Here is a 14,981-nt window from a genome sequence, read left to right as displayed (position 1 = left end):
GCCGCGCTCGTCCAGATCAGCGCAATATGTCGTCGAGCGCTGCCAACAGCCGATCGCATTCGGCATCCGTTCCGATAGAGATGCGCAAGAAGTCGCTGATGCGGGCTCCTGAAAATCTCCTGATCAGTACCGCCCTGCTCCTTAGCTCCGCCGCTAGGTCCGCGCCCGGTTTGCTGGCGTGTCTTGCGAACACGAAATTGGCAGAAGACGGAAGCACCTCGAAGCCGAGTGTTTCGAGCGCGATACCCAAGCGATCCCTAGTCGCAATAACCAGCGCGCGGTGACGTTCGAACCAGTCGCGATCCTCCCAGGCAGCAATGGCGCCGGCCAAGGTGAGCCTGTCGATGGGGTAGGAGTTGAAGCTATCCTTGACGCGCTCCAGTGCCTCGATCAACGGCCTTTGCCCAACGGCGAAGCCGACACGAAGCCCGGCAAGCCCGCGAGACTTCGAAAATGTCTGGACCACCAGGAGATTGGGGTATTTGCGCACCAGCGGAATGGCGCTTTCGCCACCGAAATCCACATAGGCTTCGTCGATCACGACAACCTGGTCCGGGTGCTCCCGCACAAGGGTCTCAATGTCGGCAATTGGCAGGCCGATCGCTGTGGGGGCGTTGGGATTGGGCAGGATGATCGCGCCGCAGGATTGGCGGTAATCGGCGACCCGAACCCGCATTCTGGCGTCGAGAGCCACCTCCCGAAACTCGATGCCATAGAGACGGCAATAGGTCGGATAGAAACTGTAGGTAATGTCCGGGAACAGCAGAGGCTCTTCGTGATTGAGCAGCGCATGGAATGTATGCGCAAGGACTTCATCCGACCCATTGCCGATAAAAACCTCGTCCTTGTCCAGCCCATAGCTTGCAGCGATCGCAGCCCTCAGTCCCCGCGCCGTCGGATCCGGATAGAGCCGCAGCGTGTCGGATACGGCCTTCGAGATCGCCTCCAGCGCAAGCGGAGAAGGACCGTAAGGGTTTTCATTGGTGTTCAGCTTGGCAATATCGCTCATGGCAGGCTGCTCGCCGGCGACATAGGGGATCAAGGAATGAACAACAGGACTCCAGAAACGGCTCATCGTGATCCCCACATCTTGGCGGTTGCAGGCGGCCTTGGTATCGCGCGGTTCGATTTGCGGTCAATATGGCAAATGCTGCCATCGAAGGGAGCTTTCAGCCCTTAGCAGTCGTGGAACTCTGAGATAAGAGGAAATATCGGGCTTGCTCATGGCTGCGATAGGCTTGAAGCGAAGTCGGATCGTGGTTGCCTCGATCACGGCAGGATTGAAACAAGGAACCCAAAGCTTGACGCAATTGGTCTTTCGCAGGGCGTCCGCCGCCGATCTGACAACGATAGTTGACTTGCTTGCAGATGACATTTTGGGCGCCACGAGGGAAACGAGCGGGCCGGAGGATGCAGCTCAATACCGCGAAGCATTTTCCGAGATCGAAGCTGATCCCAATCAGTTTCTGTGCGTTGTCGAGGATGGAAGCGAGATCGTCGGGACATTTCAGCTGACGATTATCCCCGGGCTGTCGCGCCGAGGGGCCAAGCGTGCCCAGATCGAAAGTGTGCGAGTTTCCCATTCAAGGCGAAACGAACAAATCGGCGAGGCCATGTTCAAATGGGCCATCGACTATAGCCGCTCACACGGATGCGCCTTGATGCAACTGACCACCGACAAGGCACGTCCTGATGCGCACCGCTTCTACGATCGGATGGGTTTTGAGCCCACCCACATCGGTTACAAACTGCAATTGTCGTGATCGGAGCTGGCTGCCGAAGCTAAAGCGACGGCTATCGCCAGCTCAATCCGCAATCTCGCGTGAGTGTTGAAGACGAGCCGACTTAGCCCCTTGTTCATGCGTTGTGCGCCGCGGGCAAGATATCGCAGCTCTTTGCGAACAGCCGCTCGCCGAGAAAATCGACGAATACGCGGACCTTGGGCGACAGGTGGCGGCTCGATGGCCAGAGCATATGAAAGTGACCGGGCTCATCGATAAAATCATCAAGAACGGTTAGCAGCTTACCTTCGGCAAGCGAACTGCGCACTAGGAAATCCGGCATGCACCCGATGCCGAGCCCGGCGACGGTCGCGCCGCGCACCGCCTCCATATTATTGCAGGAAAATGCCGTTCTGATGCGCAGATCAGGCTCTCCTTCGGGCAGGCTCAAAGGCCATTCCTGCAGTTTACCGCTATTGGGAAACCGGAAGCGCACCGCTGAGTGCTCGTTGAGCGCCTTTGGACAATCGGGCGTGCCGTGCCGCTCCAAATAGCAAGGAGCGGCACAAAGCAGCATCTGGAATGGCCGCAGGGTGCGCGACATCAATCGTGAATCCGGCAGGTCGCCGCTGCGGATCGCGACATCGACGCCCTCCTCGATCATATCGACGATGCGGTCATTGAAATCGATATCGAGTTCGACCTCGGGATAGCGGTTTACGAATTCCGGCACCACCGGCAGCAGGAAATGATAGCTGACGATGGGCACGCTGACGCGCAGCCTTCCGCGCGGCACCGCCACAGCCTGCGCAAGCGAGGCCTGGGCATCGTCGAGATCATCGAGCACGCGCCGGCAGCGCTCGTGAAAGAGGCGCCCCTCTTCGGTCAAACGAATGCTGCGGGTGGAGCGCTGCAGCAGCCGGACGCCGAGTTGCCGCTCCAGAGTGGTCACCGCCTTACCGACCGCGGAAGCCGACAGACCGAGCACGCGCCCTGCGGCTGCGAAACTGCCGAGATCGGCGGTCCGCACAAAAGCATTCAGGCCACTCAGGCGATCCATGGTACCCCATTCGAGCGTTTTTTTCCGATATATGCGGAGCTATAGCCATATTATCATAGAATTACAGCAAAACTATCCTGACTAGGTAACTTAAAGCCGCGGGCAACGGCGCTCGACGCACCCACTCCCAGGGATACCCACGGCTTTCCTTGCTCGAACCCAACGGGAATCCCGATGATCTCGCCCAAGACACAGGTCGCAAGTCCGACTGAAAAACTCTTTGTTCTCGTGGCGGTCTGCTGCGCCGCCGCAGCCATGCCCCTGACATTTACAGGTCCAGCCGTCGCGCTGCCGGCGATCAGCCGGACGCTCGGTGGTAGCCCCATCGCCCTCAACTGGGTGACCAACGCCTTCATGCTAACCTTCGGCAGCAGCCTGATGGTCGCAGGCGCACTGGCCGACAGCTTCGGCCGCCGGCGCATCTTCCTGGCGGGCGTCGGCTGCTTCGCCCTGTTTTCGGCGGGCCTCGCCTTTGCCGGCAATATCGTCCTCTTCGACGTATTAAGGGCACTGCAAGGTCTTGGCGCAGCCGCCGCCTTCTCCGGCGGCATGGCCTCGCTCGCCCAGGAATTCGACGGCAGCGCGCGCATGCGGGCTTTCAGCATCGTCGGCTCCAGCTTCGGCGTGGGTCTCGCCTTCGGGCCGATCGCTTCGGGCTTGATGATCGATGCCTTCGGTTGGCCATCGATCTTTCTCCTCGTGGTCGTGTTGGCGCTGCTCGCACTCGGCCTAGGCGCATATCATCTGCGCGAATCCCGCGATCCCGATACAGCCGGACTCGATTGGTTGGGAGCGCTAAGTTTCACCCTTGCGCTGACGCTTTTCACCTATGGCATGCTACGCGCGCCGGAGACCGGCTGGAGCGATCCGCTTGTCATTGCTCTGCTTGTCGGCGCAGCCTTGCTGTTCCTCGCCTTCGGTATCATCGAACGCTCGGTAAAAAGGCCGATGCTGGATCTCACCCTCTTCCGTTACCCGCGCTTCGTGGGCGTGCAACTGCTTGCGGCGGCGCCCGCCTATGCCTTCGTCGTCCTCCTGATCCTGCTGCCGGTGCGCTTCGTCGGGATCGAGGGCATGAGCGAGATTGCCGCCGGGCGGATGATGATCGCGCTTTCGGCTCCGCTTCTCATCCTGCCTATCGCCGCCGGCCTTCTGACGCGGTGGTTCAGTGCCGCAACGATCTGCGGCAGCGGCCTCATCGTTTCGGCAGCCGGTCTCTTCTGGCTCAGCTATTTTGTCGCCGGCTCCTCGGCATCGGCTTTGATCGGTCCACTGCTGACGATCGGCGTCGGCATCAGCCTGCCCTGGGGCCTGATGGACGGGCTTGCCGTCAGCGTGGTTCCGAAAGAGCGCGCGGGCATGGCGACCGGCATCTTCAGCACAACGCGTGTCGCCGGCGAAGGGGTCGCGCTTGCGGTCGTCAGCGCCATCCTTTCCGCGTTCATTCAGTCGAATCTCGGAGCGACTGCGAGTGGGCAGGCTTCATCTGCGGCCCAGCGGCTTGTCACAGGCGATCTTGCCGCCGCCGCATCGAATGTACCGGCGATCAGCCATGATGCGCTGATTAGCGGCTACGGCAATGCCTTCAGTTCGCTGCTCTGGCTGCTGACCGCGATCACCGCCACAACCGCAATCGTGGTTTTCACCTTCCTCGGCAGAGGCGCATCGGCCGACATCGCCGAAGATGCAAATCCCTTGCTGGAGGAAGAGGAAGTGCTCCGCGTAAAGAAGGCCTGAGCCGCATCGCTAGCGCAAGACCGCTGCGCATTCTTGTGAAACATGCACTGGGTGTATTCAAGTGGAAGTCGCAGGGCAGCCGCATAGGCGGCCCTGCGCGCATGCCAAAATGGCGAATAAAGGGCTGAATTACGCCGCAAGTGTTTCCGAGCCGCAACATAATATTTCGCCGACACATAAAATGTGCGCATCCAAGTGCGGCTCGACCCACTCTCTAAAGCGATGCGAGGCTGGCATTCACAAGCGCGGCTGCTATATCATCGCCCCATGATCTCAGACCGGTTTTTGAAGATAATCGCATGGACTTATATCGCGGCCCTCGTGGCCGTGACCCTTGCGCATCTCAATTGGCAGGTCGCGTTCGGCAATCCATTTGACATCCTGCGCGCCGGCGCACTGTGCATTGCCGGCATGCTTGCTCGCCTTGCCTATCCGCAGTCCCCTTCCTTCACCTGCCTCCTGATGATCGGCAGCGTGCTGGTGCTTTGCCTGTCGCATTTCCTCGCCAACGGCAATTACGGCTCGACGCTCGACATCGTCGTCGGCATGATCAGCGGGCTTTGGGGCATCATGCTCGGATCGGTTCTGAGCAAGGTCGTAGCTTCGGCCACCAAACGAACCGCGTAACCTTCGAAAAGCGTCATTCCCTTATAAGGGTCTTTGGCCATTTGCTCATTCGGCAGGCCGCGGCGGCATCTCAGCCGCAGGTGTCATTCGCGCGCACCTTCAACGCTTATTCAAGTATATCCAACGCAACCCAAAGAAGTATAGCGGCCTTTTCATTTTTCCGAATGACTATTGTCAAACCAATATTACGCATAGCTTACTACTTCTGTAGGTATATGTGGCATTCGCGCAACTAAAATTTTTAAATCACGAAAATGCGACGCTGATAGAAATATATCATATAACTTTACAGGAGTTCCTCTTTAATAGGACCAGAAGCGGGTGGGGCCCGTTTCTCCCGAGTCGGGGTATTTAAACAGGGATAGGGTTAGGGCACGTCGATTTTTCGGCGCGATTGCCTATGCCCAATCTATTTTGGATTGGAGTTTTTATGAACATCAAGAGCCTTCTTCTCGGCTCCGCTGCTGCTCTCGCAGCAGTTTCTGGCGCTCAGGCAGCTGATGCCATCGTCGCCGCTGAGCCGGAACCGCTCGAATACGTCCGTATTTGCGACGCATACGGCGCTGGTTATTTCTTCATTCCGGGCACCGAAACCTGCCTCAAGATCGGTGGTTATGTCCGTACCGAAGGCAAGTGGTACAATGCTTACAACCCGGCTGACCGTTTCGGCACGCTGTGGCACACCCGCGCTCAGCTCCATATTGACACGGCTTCTGATACCGAATTCGGCCCGCTGAAGACCAACATGGTCATGCGTTGGGACTGGCAGGATGGCGGCGCGACCACCACGAAGCTGGTATTCGCCAACATCAGCCTCGGCGGCTTCCTCGTCGGTAAGGCTGACTCGCAGTACAACTCCTACATCGGCTATGCCGGCGGCGTCATGAACGACGACGTGGTCTTTGACGGCCCGTACGAACTGAACCAGTTGACCTACAACTACGATGCCGGCAACGGCTTCACGGCCGTGGTCTCGCTCGAAGACAGCAACTCCGGTGACAAGGCCACCGGCGTGAACGGTGAAGACAGTTCCAACCATTACCTGCCGGACGTCGTTGCAGGTGTTGGCTACAAGGCTGGCAACTTCGGCTTCAAGGTCGTCGGCGGCTACGACTCGATCGTTGAAGAAGGCGCTGTTAAGGCTCGCGTCGATGCCGACTTTGGCGTCTTCAAGGCCTTCTTGATGGGCGGCTGGAACACCAACGGCGACAAGCTCAACAAGTACGCAAACTCGAACGGTACTGGCCCGGCCAAGCCGATCGGCTGGGGCGACTGGGCCCTCTGGACCGGCGTGACCGTTCCGATCAACAGCAAGCTGCAGGCCAACGCTCAGGTTGCCTACACCGACTCCAAGATCTTCGCTGCTACCGCGAACGTCAAGTGGACCCCGGTTAAGAACCTGCAGATCACGCCGGAAGTATCCTACACCAACTGGGACTCCATCAACCAGGACCAGTGGGCCGGTATCCTGCGCTTCCAGCGCACGTTCTAAGACCTCGTTTTCGAGATCTGATCTGACTTGACCCCTGATCGGATGAGGACTGGCTCGACTTCCAGCGAAGTTGGGCCGGTCTTTCCGAGACAGGGGTTAACTCATTTGTCGATGCGAGCCGCCACGCAGGTGACGAACCCCGCGAACAGCACGGCGATCGAAGCCAGCCTGTTGGCAGGCAAACACCCGCACACCGATATCGATTGTGGAGAGAAAGCGGCGCTACGGCGCGAGCTCTTTCGTTTCCCGGTGCCAATCTCATCGACAAGCAGGATTTTTTGTCGTAGAGACAGCGCATGTCGACTATCTGCGCATACGCCTCGCGATTTTATTCGTACCGCTGCTCTCAGCGGAGGCGGGCCTGTGCGTAGTTAGAAAAGACACGACAGCAAAGACCCGAACAGCCGCTAGTCTACCTGGCGGCTTTTTTTGTCGCCACGGTATGACCCCCGAAAGGAACCGATACCGTGTTGAATTCCACTGATGATTTGCGCATCGTCGAGATTACGGCGCTGACGCCGCCTTCTCGGATCATAGATGAGATCCCCCGCGACGAAGCGGTAACGAACACCGTTACTCAGGCGCGCAGCGCCGTTCACAATATCCTTCGCGGCAAGGATGACCGCCTGATCGTCGTCATCGGCCCTTGTTCGATTCACGATCCCGCTGCTGCCCGCGAATATGCGGCGCTGCTGAAGGAGCAGCGTGACCGGTTTGCCGGCGATCTCGAAATCATCATGCGGGTCTATTTCGAGAAGCCACGCACCACGGTCGGCTGGAAGGGCCTTATCAACGACCCTCACCTCGACGGCAGCTACCGTATCGAGGAAGGTCTGCGCATCGCCCGCAAGCTGCTCATCGACGTCAATGAAATCGGCCTGCCGGCGGGCTGCGAATATCTCGACACCATCACGCCGCAATATATTTCGGACCTCGTCAGCTGGGGCGCCATCGGCGCAAGGACGACCGAAAGCCAGGTGCATCGTCAGCTGGCATCCGGCCTCTCCTGCCCCGTCGGCTTCAAGAACGGCACGAATGGCGACGTTCGCATCGCGCTCGATGCCATCATTGCGGCTTCGCAGCCACATCACTTCCCGGCGGTGACCAAGGAAGGTCTTGCGGCAATCGCTTCGACCCGCGGCAACGAGGACTGCCACATCATCCTGCGCGGCGGCAAGCAGCCGAACTATGACGCGGCAAGCGTCCAGGCGACCGCCGAGCAATCCCTTAAGGCCGGGCTCGAGCCGCAGATCATCATCGACGCCAGCCATGCCAACAGCAGCAAGAACCCGGAAAACCAGCCGCTCGTCGTCACCTCGGTTGCCGAGCAAGTGGCAGCTGGCGATCGGCGAATCAAGGGCATGATGATGGAGAGCAATCTCGTTGCCGGCCGCCAGGATCTCGTACCGGGCAAGCCGCTGGTCTATGGCCAGAGCATCACCGACGGCTGCATCGACTGGCCGACCTCCGTCCGCACGCTGGAAGATCTGGCAAAGGCTGTCCAGGCACGACGCCGGGCGGGCTGATACCAACCCCATTAGGGAGATTGGTTCGGGTCAAATACGCCGGTAGTGCGCGAGGCTCAGGTAGTTCTTTCTAGGCCCGCGCACATGCCACATCTCGGCCCAGACATCTGAGGTGCGAAAGAAAAGACGGCCCCGGTAGAGATCGGGGCCGCAATGATGGACTACATGCTGCGAGGCGTCTTCGCCTATGCGGATGAATTCCGAAAGATTGGGGAAACGCACGACGAGATCACCGTCTGTGTCATCAAGCTGGTAAGTGCGGCTGCTTCTCAGCGTCACGTGATCGCTTCGCGTATCGCCATGTTCTTCAAACTGGACAGGCGTCACCAACGCCTGTCCCTCGAACGTGATACGGGTGCGGTTGAAGCGATCGATGATCCGCCGCTTCACCTCCCATGTGCCGAGAAAGAGGTCCAGCCGGTCGATACCGGCCGATCCTTCCATCAGGAGGCTGCGCGCTGAGCTGTATCAGCCTGCCGGCGGGGCAGCTTCCAGCCGGGCCGGGCAAAGTGGCAGGTATAGCCGTTGGGATAGCGCTCCAGATAATCCTGATGCTCCGGTTCCGCCTCCCAGAAATCGCCAACCGGTGCGACTTCGGTGACGACCTTGCCAGGCCACAGGCCGGAAGCATCGACATCGGCGATCGTATCGAGCGCAACCTGCTTCTGCTCCTCGCTGGTGTAGAAGATCGCTGAGCGGTAGCTCAGGCCGAGATCATTGCCCTGGCGATTAAGCGTGGACGGATCATGGATCTGGAAGAAGAATTCCAGGAGGTCGCGATAGCTGATCTTCTGTGGATCGAAAATGATCTCGATCGCCTCTGCATGGGTGCCGTGATTGCGGTAGGTGGCATTGCGGACATCGCCGCCGCTGTAGCCGACGCGCGTCGAGATGACGCCGTTGTAACGGCGGATGAGATCCTGCATGCCCCAGAAGCAACCGCCGGCGAGAACTGCACGTTCCGTTGTCATCTTACATCCTCCACTTGATCGATATAGGCGCCGTAACCCTCTGCTTCCATGCTGTCACGCGGCACGAAGCGGAGAGAGGCCGAATTGATGCAATAGCGCAAGCCACCGCGATCGATGGGTCCATCCGGGAAAACATGACCGAGATGGCTGTCGCCGTTTGCGGAGCGCACTTCGGTGCGGACCATACCGTGCGAGATATCCGTCAGCTCGCTGACATTGGCGGGCTCGATTGGCTTGGTAAAGCTCGGCCAGCCGCAGCCGGAGTCGAATTTATCCGCGGAGGCAAAAAGCGGCTCGCCCGAAACGATATCGACATAGATGCCCGATTGCTTGTTGTAGAGATATTCGCCTGTGCCCGGACGCTCAGTGCCGCTCTGCTGCGTCACGCGATACTGCTCAGGGGTCAGCTTGGCTACCGCTTCTGTCGTCTTGCTGTATTTGCTCATTCTTGTTCTCCTTGCCCGTCGGCACACATTTCGAGCTTGGCCAAGGCCTGCGGGGAGGAACCAGGGACGGGTATCAAGCTCGATCAGCGCTAAGGGAATGATTGCCTGCCCAATATAGGCATCACTCGGTCGATTTGCCATATCGATCACGCGTGCGTGACGCCCCGCCCTTGCGAGCGCTCAAGCATCCGCAGCGCAGGCAGTGACGTAGATTGCCGCGAGCGCTTCGATGCCGGCCTGATCATCGCGATCGAAACGACCGGCAATCGGGCTGTCGAGATCGATGACGCCGATAACCCGGCCATCACGGAACAAAGGCACCACCAGTTCCGATCGCGAGGCAGCATCGCAAGCGATATGGCCCGGAAAGGCGTGCACATCCTCGACAAGGATCGATTCCGCTTTCTCGACCGCGGTTCCGCAGACGCCACGGCCAACGGCAATGCGCACGCAGGCCGGCTTGCCCTGGAACGGGCCGAGCACCAGTTCGTCAGCGGCTTGCAGAAAATAGAAGCCTGCCCAGTTGAGATCCGGCAACATCTGAAAGATCAGCGCCGATGTATTGGCGGCATTGGCGATAGCGTCCTTCTCACCGGCAAGCAGCGCCTGCAGTTGCCCTGCAAGTTCACAATAGAATTCGGGCTTGCTGTCGCTCTGGATCGTCTTTTCCGCAAACATCGCACGTCGCTTTCTTTAAGTCTCTTATCCTTCGGAAGCCGACATCAATCCTTGTCGTCCGGATCATCAGGGGGACACGGCCAGACGGCCGGCGCCTTCAGCCAGGATGGCAGCTTGGTGGAATTGTCGCCGCAGGCAAGATTGAGCTGCGCCTGCTGCAGGCCCGCCGCATTCGACAGATCAAGGCCCTCGATGCGGGTCAGATACATGAAGGCACCGCTGAGGGAGATCTGTCCCTTTATCACCGCGCCGCTCAGCGTCGCGCGAGACAGATTAGCAAACGAGAAATTCACATCCGATAGGACCGCCTTGTTGAAATCTGCGCGGCCAAGTTCAGCCTTTTGAAAATCAGCATTGGCGAGCTGCGCGCTGTCGAATTCTGCCCGCTGCAGTTCGGCATTGGCAAAAGAGGCGCCGTTGAGGGATGCGTTGCTGAAATCAGACCGATATGCCTCGATCTTTTTGAAATTCGCGCCATCTGCCTTGGCATTCTTCAGCCAGGCACGCACCAAGGTCGCTTTCTCGAGGTTGGCCGATATCAGATTGGCATCGCTGAGATCCGTGCTGTCGAAGTGGGCGCCGGCAAGATTGGCGCCGTGCAAATCGCTACTCTGCAGCATGATGTTGGTCTTGCTGCACTTGCTCCAATCCAGGCCCGGGGCGGGGACATTGCCGCAATCGGCGGCGCTGAGGAAATTGGTGCTGGAAGCGAGAAGAAAACCGGTGCTCAGGATCAGGACGCCGAGGCCTGCCGCGATCCCTAGCTTGCGCATGATGATATTGCGCAGCCGTCGCCGCAAAGGCCCCTCGCCCGCCAATGCGGCCGCTCCTTCAACAAAACTCATCCATCCCTCCACTATAGCGCCCACAGGCCACCCGTTGCCTGAGTCGATGCCTGTATTTCCTTTGTATATTGTGCTTCGTACGACAAAAAGAGCCGGCATTGCAAAAGCATATCTGAAGGGAGGCCATATGCCGAGCGGGAACCGGGAAGGACGCCATGATGGCTGCCGAATCGAGCGCCTACGACCATCGCGGCCGGGGCCGGACAGCTCGTCGTTTACTTAGTATTTTTCGGGATATATCGGAATTTTGAGCTGGTCGGAGTGGAGTGATTCGAACACTCGACCCCCACGTCCCGAACGTGGTGCGCTACCAGACTGCGCTACACTCCGTGACCAGCGGCGCTTCTATAGACCAGCCATTTTTGATGCACAAGCACCAATTTAAAAAAAGCGTTTGATTTTTGACGAAAAAATTACAGCGGCATCTGCCTAGAAAAACGGCAGGAAACAGGAGCTGAAATTGCCGGCGTGCAAAAGACGCAACAGATCGATTAAAATCCCTCTTGAACACGCGGATGGGAATTTTCTTTTGCCGGCTTTGGCGCTAAAGCCCTTAGCGGGACAGGTGGAAACGTCGTTGGACAGAGCGGCTTTCCGCAACCGAATGCGTGACAGAAGCTCAAGGACGACACGATGAATATCCGCATGATCACCGCGGCGGGACTGTTGCTGGCGCTAGCCGGTTGCAGCACCACAACCACGACGACAAAGACAGCAGTCATTCCGCTGCTCGCCAAGAACCCCGTTCAGGATCGCTGGGAAGGCAAGTCCGCAGGACGCTTCTTCGCAGCATACGGGCCGCCACTTTCCGATCGCGACGAAAGCGGCAGTCGTGTCTACACCTGGCGCGGCGGCTACAAGAACCTCACCATCAAGACGAAGGACGGCAAGACGACCGGCAAGCGCTCCCTCAGCTGCAAGGCCGACATCGTCACTAACCAGAGCTATGAGATCCGTTCGGTCCGCATCCTCGGCGACCAGCCAGGCGTCAGCGGTCCCTCCTATTGCGCCGAGCTTCTCGCACCATCGGAGAAGGTTGAAAAAGCCGAAAAAGCTGACAGCGCCGACTGAGGCCAGAGCTTCATCACGAGACAATGCCAGCGGGCGGCCTGCATGGGCCGCCTGCTTTTGTTTGTAGGCTAACGGCCAGGATCTGACGTTCCACGAAATCGGGCACACTGACCCATTTTGCGAAAGGCGCATGCCTGCCGACAATTCTGTTACCGGGTGTCCACTCGACATGGAGAGAAGGAAGAGTGTGGCTGGGGCGCCAGGATTCGAACCTGGGAATGCCGGTACCAAAAACCGGTGCCTTACCGCTTGGCGACGCCCCAACAGATGAAATGGCTTCAATTTCCGCCAAATCGGCGTCTGATTAGCAAAGGTCGCTTGCCGCCACAATCACTAAGTTATGCATGAGCGCATATTTCTGTGTGCTTTTTTGGCGGCTATGATAGGTCTTGCTGCGCTGCAATCCGAATGAGGAGGCCCGATGAGCCAGTTTCGCGCGCGCCCGCCGGCTGTTCCCACCGTGCTTCTCGATGACGCCGCCGTGCGTATTACGCGCTGGGATTTCGAGCCAAGAGCTGATACCGGGCACCATGTCCATGGCCTCGGCTATGTCGTCGTGCCGATGACGGATTGCCAGCTTCTGCTGGAAGAGCCCGGCGGCAGCCGCCGCGTCGACATCGCCAAGGGTGCCGCTTATCGGCGCGAGGCGGGCGTCGAGCACAATGTCGTCAACGCCAGCTCCGAGCCGATGTCCTTTATCGAAATCGAATACAAGCAATCATGAGCACACCTGACTTCGACCTTGCCTTCGAGCCCGCCTATGGCCGCGCCGTTCCCGTTGCACCCGGCATCGAGCGAATAACGGTCAACAATCCGAGTGCCTTCACCTTTCACGGCACCAACAGCTACATCGTCGGCAGCACGTCGGTGGCGGTCATCGATCCCGGCCCCGAAAGCGAGGCGCATTTCGCCGCCTTGATGGAGGCACTGAAGGGCCGCGAAGTCACCCATATTTTCGTCAGCCACACCCATCGCGATCACTCGCCGCTCGCCAAGCGGCTGAAGGAGGCGACGGGCGCACTGACCGTCGGCGAAGGGCCGCATCGCTCCGCGCGACCGCTCCATCGCGGGGAGGTCAACCCCTTTGCCGAAAGCTCGGATATGGAGTTTCAGCCGGATATCGTGCTTGGCGACGGTCAAAGCATCTCCGGCGACGGCTGGCAGATGACGGCGCTGCTGACGCCGGGTCACGCAGCCAACCACGCCTGCTTCGCACTCGAGGGCACCGACATCGTCTTTTCCGCCGATCATGTCATGGCCTGGGCGACGTCAATCGTCGCGCCGCCGGACGGTTCAATGGCCGATTACATGGCCTCGCTGGAGAGGCTTCTCGCCCGCGAGGACCGCCTGTTCCTGCCAGGCCATGGCGGGCCGGTTAAGGAGCCTGCCTCTTTCATGCGCGGCCTCAGAACCCATCGCCGCATGCGCGAGCGCGCCGTGCTGGAGCGCATCAAGGCCGGCGACCGCCTGATCCCCGACATGGTCAAGGCCATCTATCGCGACACGGACCCACGCCTGCACGGCGCAGCAGCACTTTCGGTGCTGGCACATCTGGAAGACCTGGTCGAGAAAGGCCGTGTCGAAACAGATGGCCCTCCGGCGTTGGCGGGAGCATACCGCCCCCTCTGAGAGGCCTCAACTTCCCGCTATGCCCAGCAACTCGGCATCGAGCGCTTTCAGGAAGCTGTCTGCCGTGTCGGCGCTGACACCGAGATCATTCTGCCCGTAACGGGACGCGACGCGAATATCGACGAGCGTCGTTTCAGCTTCCTCGCGGATCCGGATCAGCACGTCGCAGGGCAGGCCGAAAATGCGGGTGCGCAGTTCCCCCTGCAGGATGACGTCGGTGTTCTGGCGGATCAGATCGGCGACGCCATCCCGAAAGGGGCGCGGGGTCGGCACCGGAATGAAGTCAGGCATGTCGCCGACGGCGGTATCGTCCTGTGCTGGGCTGGCGCGCTGCTGGAGACGCATGCGGCGTTTGGGCTTCGCAGCGCCGTTCGGATCGGCCACCTCCGCGCCCTCTGCCTTAACGACGGTAATGTGGCTGTCCCTCGCCACCTTGCGCACGGCCTCCAGCACGCGGTCGGCAGCCCCTTCGTAGCGGCGGCTGATCAGGGCCGGATAAGCGTCGAATTGCGCCTGCCGCTCCTGCTCGTTCACCAGATGGCGCAACGGCAGCCAGATCTGCCTGGCGTCCGGTGTCGCCAACCATTGCGGTGGGTCGCTGAGATCAGTCGATACTTCGTAGATCGGCGGGCGGGTCCAGAAGCGCTCCACGCCAAGGCCGAAGATGGCAAGCGGCAGGGCGGCATAGATGATTGCCTTGACGGCAGAAACGCCGCCGAAGGCAGCGCTTTGCCAAAGCTGGGCAAGACCGATCGCCGCCAGCACCACCGCGATCGCAGCGCAGCCCGCCGAGATCAGCATCAGCAGCACGAAATAGGGCATTTCCAGCGGCCCGAAACGATGCCCGATCAGCGTCACGCCGCACAGCACAAGCGCAAAGGCGGCAATGAGGCGCGCAGCCCGGGCAGCATGTGAAACAGGACGGTCGAAACGAATGGTCATCAAGTGCTCGTCGGCGCGTCGGATCGGAAGCCGGATGCACCGAATCCCGGATAAGTGATCCATGTTTAAAGCAGGAAATGATGAAAATAAATCTTAAGTCATGCCGTCCGTGAGCGATGCCTTGCCAAAGTTCAGCCTGGCGATGGATTGCCGAAAAACGTGAGCGCTTGCTTAAATTCCCTAAAAAGGCCATTCTTGGGCGTTTTATCGAGGCTTCGAAGGGACTTGATGAGATG

Annotated in this window: 16 protein-coding genes and 2 tRNA genes; 8 read left to right on the top strand and 10 right to left on the bottom strand. The window is 59.4% G+C overall.

Features of this window, described 5'->3' with window-relative positions; all coding sequences use genetic code 11:
• Window positions 1-16: 16 nt before the first annotated feature.
• Window positions 17-1,075, bottom strand: coding sequence for a histidinol-phosphate transaminase (gene hisC, locus QD461_RS02705; RefSeq protein WP_414086369.1), 1,059 nt, complete (start codon window positions 1,073-1,075; stop codon window positions 17-19).
• A gap of 148 nt (window positions 1,076-1,223) precedes the next feature.
• On the opposite strand from hisC, the gene QD461_RS02700 reads away from it, so the two are divergent.
• Window positions 1,224-1,763: an N-acetyltransferase family protein gene (locus tag QD461_RS02700; RefSeq protein ID WP_414086692.1), complete on the top strand. Its 540-nt coding sequence runs from the start codon at window positions 1,224-1,226 to the stop codon at window positions 1,761-1,763.
• Window positions 1,764-1,857: 94 nt separating this feature from the next.
• On the opposite strand, the gene QD461_RS02695 is transcribed toward QD461_RS02700, so the two are convergent.
• Entirely contained in the window at window positions 1,858-2,781 is a 924-nt protein-coding gene (locus QD461_RS02695; protein ID WP_414086368.1) for a LysR family transcriptional regulator, read from the bottom strand.
• 174 nt (window positions 2,782-2,955) lie between these two features.
• Between QD461_RS02695 and QD461_RS02690 the strand changes: the two genes are divergently transcribed.
• The 4 genes from QD461_RS02690 (at window position 2,956) to QD461_RS02675 (ending at window position 8,163) form a co-directional block, all read left to right on the top strand.
• Window positions 2,956-4,518, top strand: coding sequence for an MFS transporter (locus QD461_RS02690; RefSeq protein WP_414086367.1), 1,563 nt, complete (start codon window positions 2,956-2,958; stop codon window positions 4,516-4,518).
• 321 nt (window positions 4,519-4,839) lie between these two features.
• Complete coding sequence (locus QD461_RS02685; RefSeq protein ID WP_313206280.1) at window positions 4,840-5,145, top strand: hypothetical protein; 306 nt, start codon at window positions 4,840-4,842, stop codon at window positions 5,143-5,145.
• A 430-nt stretch (window positions 5,146-5,575) separates the two neighbouring features.
• Complete coding sequence (locus tag QD461_RS02680; RefSeq protein ID WP_414086366.1) at window positions 5,576-6,637, top strand: porin; 1,062 nt, start codon at window positions 5,576-5,578, stop codon at window positions 6,635-6,637.
• Window positions 6,638-7,104: 467 nt separating this feature from the next.
• Window positions 7,105-8,163 carry a 3-deoxy-7-phosphoheptulonate synthase gene (locus tag QD461_RS02675; RefSeq protein ID WP_414086365.1) on the top strand — a complete coding sequence of 353 codons (1,059 nt, stop codon included), beginning with the start codon at window positions 7,105-7,107 and terminating at the stop codon, window positions 8,161-8,163.
• Window positions 8,164-8,193: 30 nt separating this feature from the next.
• Here the strand turns inward: QD461_RS02675 and QD461_RS02670 are convergent, their stop codons facing one another.
• The 6 genes from QD461_RS02670 to QD461_RS02645 all read right to left on the bottom strand — a co-directional run bounded on the left by QD461_RS02670 (window position 8,194) and on the right by QD461_RS02645 (window position 11,433).
• On the bottom strand, window positions 8,194-8,607 hold the full coding sequence (locus tag QD461_RS02670; RefSeq protein WP_414086364.1) for a DUF6314 family protein: 414 nt from the start codon (window positions 8,605-8,607) through the stop codon (window positions 8,194-8,196).
• Entirely contained in the window at window positions 8,607-9,134 is a 528-nt protein-coding gene (msrA, locus tag QD461_RS02665; protein WP_184701078.1) for a peptide-methionine (S)-S-oxide reductase MsrA, read from the bottom strand. The genes QD461_RS02670 and msrA overlap by 1 nt, the downstream gene beginning before the upstream one ends.
• Window positions 9,131-9,580: a peptide-methionine (R)-S-oxide reductase MsrB gene (gene msrB / locus QD461_RS02660; RefSeq protein WP_414086363.1), complete on the bottom strand. Its 450-nt coding sequence runs from the start codon at window positions 9,578-9,580 to the stop codon at window positions 9,131-9,133. The genes msrA and msrB overlap by 4 nt, the downstream gene beginning before the upstream one ends.
• 180 nt (window positions 9,581-9,760) lie before the next feature.
• Window positions 9,761-10,258, bottom strand: coding sequence for a GAF domain-containing protein (locus QD461_RS02655; RefSeq protein ID WP_414086362.1), 498 nt, complete (start codon window positions 10,256-10,258; stop codon window positions 9,761-9,763).
• 44 nt (window positions 10,259-10,302) lie between these two features.
• Entirely contained in the window at window positions 10,303-11,031 is a 729-nt protein-coding gene (locus QD461_RS02650) for a pentapeptide repeat-containing protein (protein ID WP_414086691.1), read from the bottom strand.
• A 325-nt stretch (window positions 11,032-11,356) separates the two neighbouring features.
• Window positions 11,357-11,433, bottom strand: a tRNA-Pro gene (locus QD461_RS02645).
• 303 nt (window positions 11,434-11,736) lie between these two features.
• On the opposite strand from QD461_RS02645, the gene QD461_RS02640 reads away from it, so the two are divergent.
• On the top strand, window positions 11,737-12,174 hold the full coding sequence (locus tag QD461_RS02640) for a hypothetical protein (protein ID WP_414086361.1): 438 nt from the start codon (window positions 11,737-11,739) through the stop codon (window positions 12,172-12,174).
• A 188-nt stretch (window positions 12,175-12,362) separates the two neighbouring features.
• On the opposite strand, the gene QD461_RS02635 is transcribed toward QD461_RS02640, so the two are convergent.
• Window positions 12,363-12,437, bottom strand: a tRNA-Gln gene (locus QD461_RS02635).
• Between the two features lie 158 nt (window positions 12,438-12,595).
• On the opposite strand from QD461_RS02635, the gene QD461_RS02630 reads away from it, so the two are divergent.
• Together QD461_RS02630 and QD461_RS02625 are read left to right on the top strand one after the other, a co-directional pair.
• The gene (locus QD461_RS02630; RefSeq protein WP_414086360.1) at window positions 12,596-12,898 is read left to right on the top strand and encodes a cupin domain-containing protein; all 303 of its coding nucleotides are present in this window, start codon (window positions 12,596-12,598) and stop codon (window positions 12,896-12,898) included.
• Window positions 12,895-13,803, top strand: a complete 909-nt coding sequence (locus QD461_RS02625) for an MBL fold metallo-hydrolase (RefSeq protein WP_414086359.1) — start codon at window positions 12,895-12,897, stop codon at window positions 13,801-13,803. Before QD461_RS02630 ends, QD461_RS02625 begins: the two co-directional genes overlap by 4 nt.
• Before the next feature lie 6 nt (window positions 13,804-13,809).
• Here the strand turns inward: QD461_RS02625 and QD461_RS02620 are convergent, their stop codons facing one another.
• The gene (locus QD461_RS02620) at window positions 13,810-14,745 is read right to left on the bottom strand and encodes a DUF1499 domain-containing protein (RefSeq protein WP_414086358.1); all 936 of its coding nucleotides are present in this window, start codon (window positions 14,743-14,745) and stop codon (window positions 13,810-13,812) included.
• Window positions 14,746-14,981: the final 236 nt, after the last annotated feature.

This window comes from Rhizobium sp. BR 314 (assembly GCF_047445805.1).
Classification (GTDB): Bacteria; Pseudomonadota; Alphaproteobacteria; order Rhizobiales; family Rhizobiaceae; genus Rhizobium; species Rhizobium lusitanum_B.
This window is presented reverse-complemented; position numbering and strand designations above follow the sequence as displayed.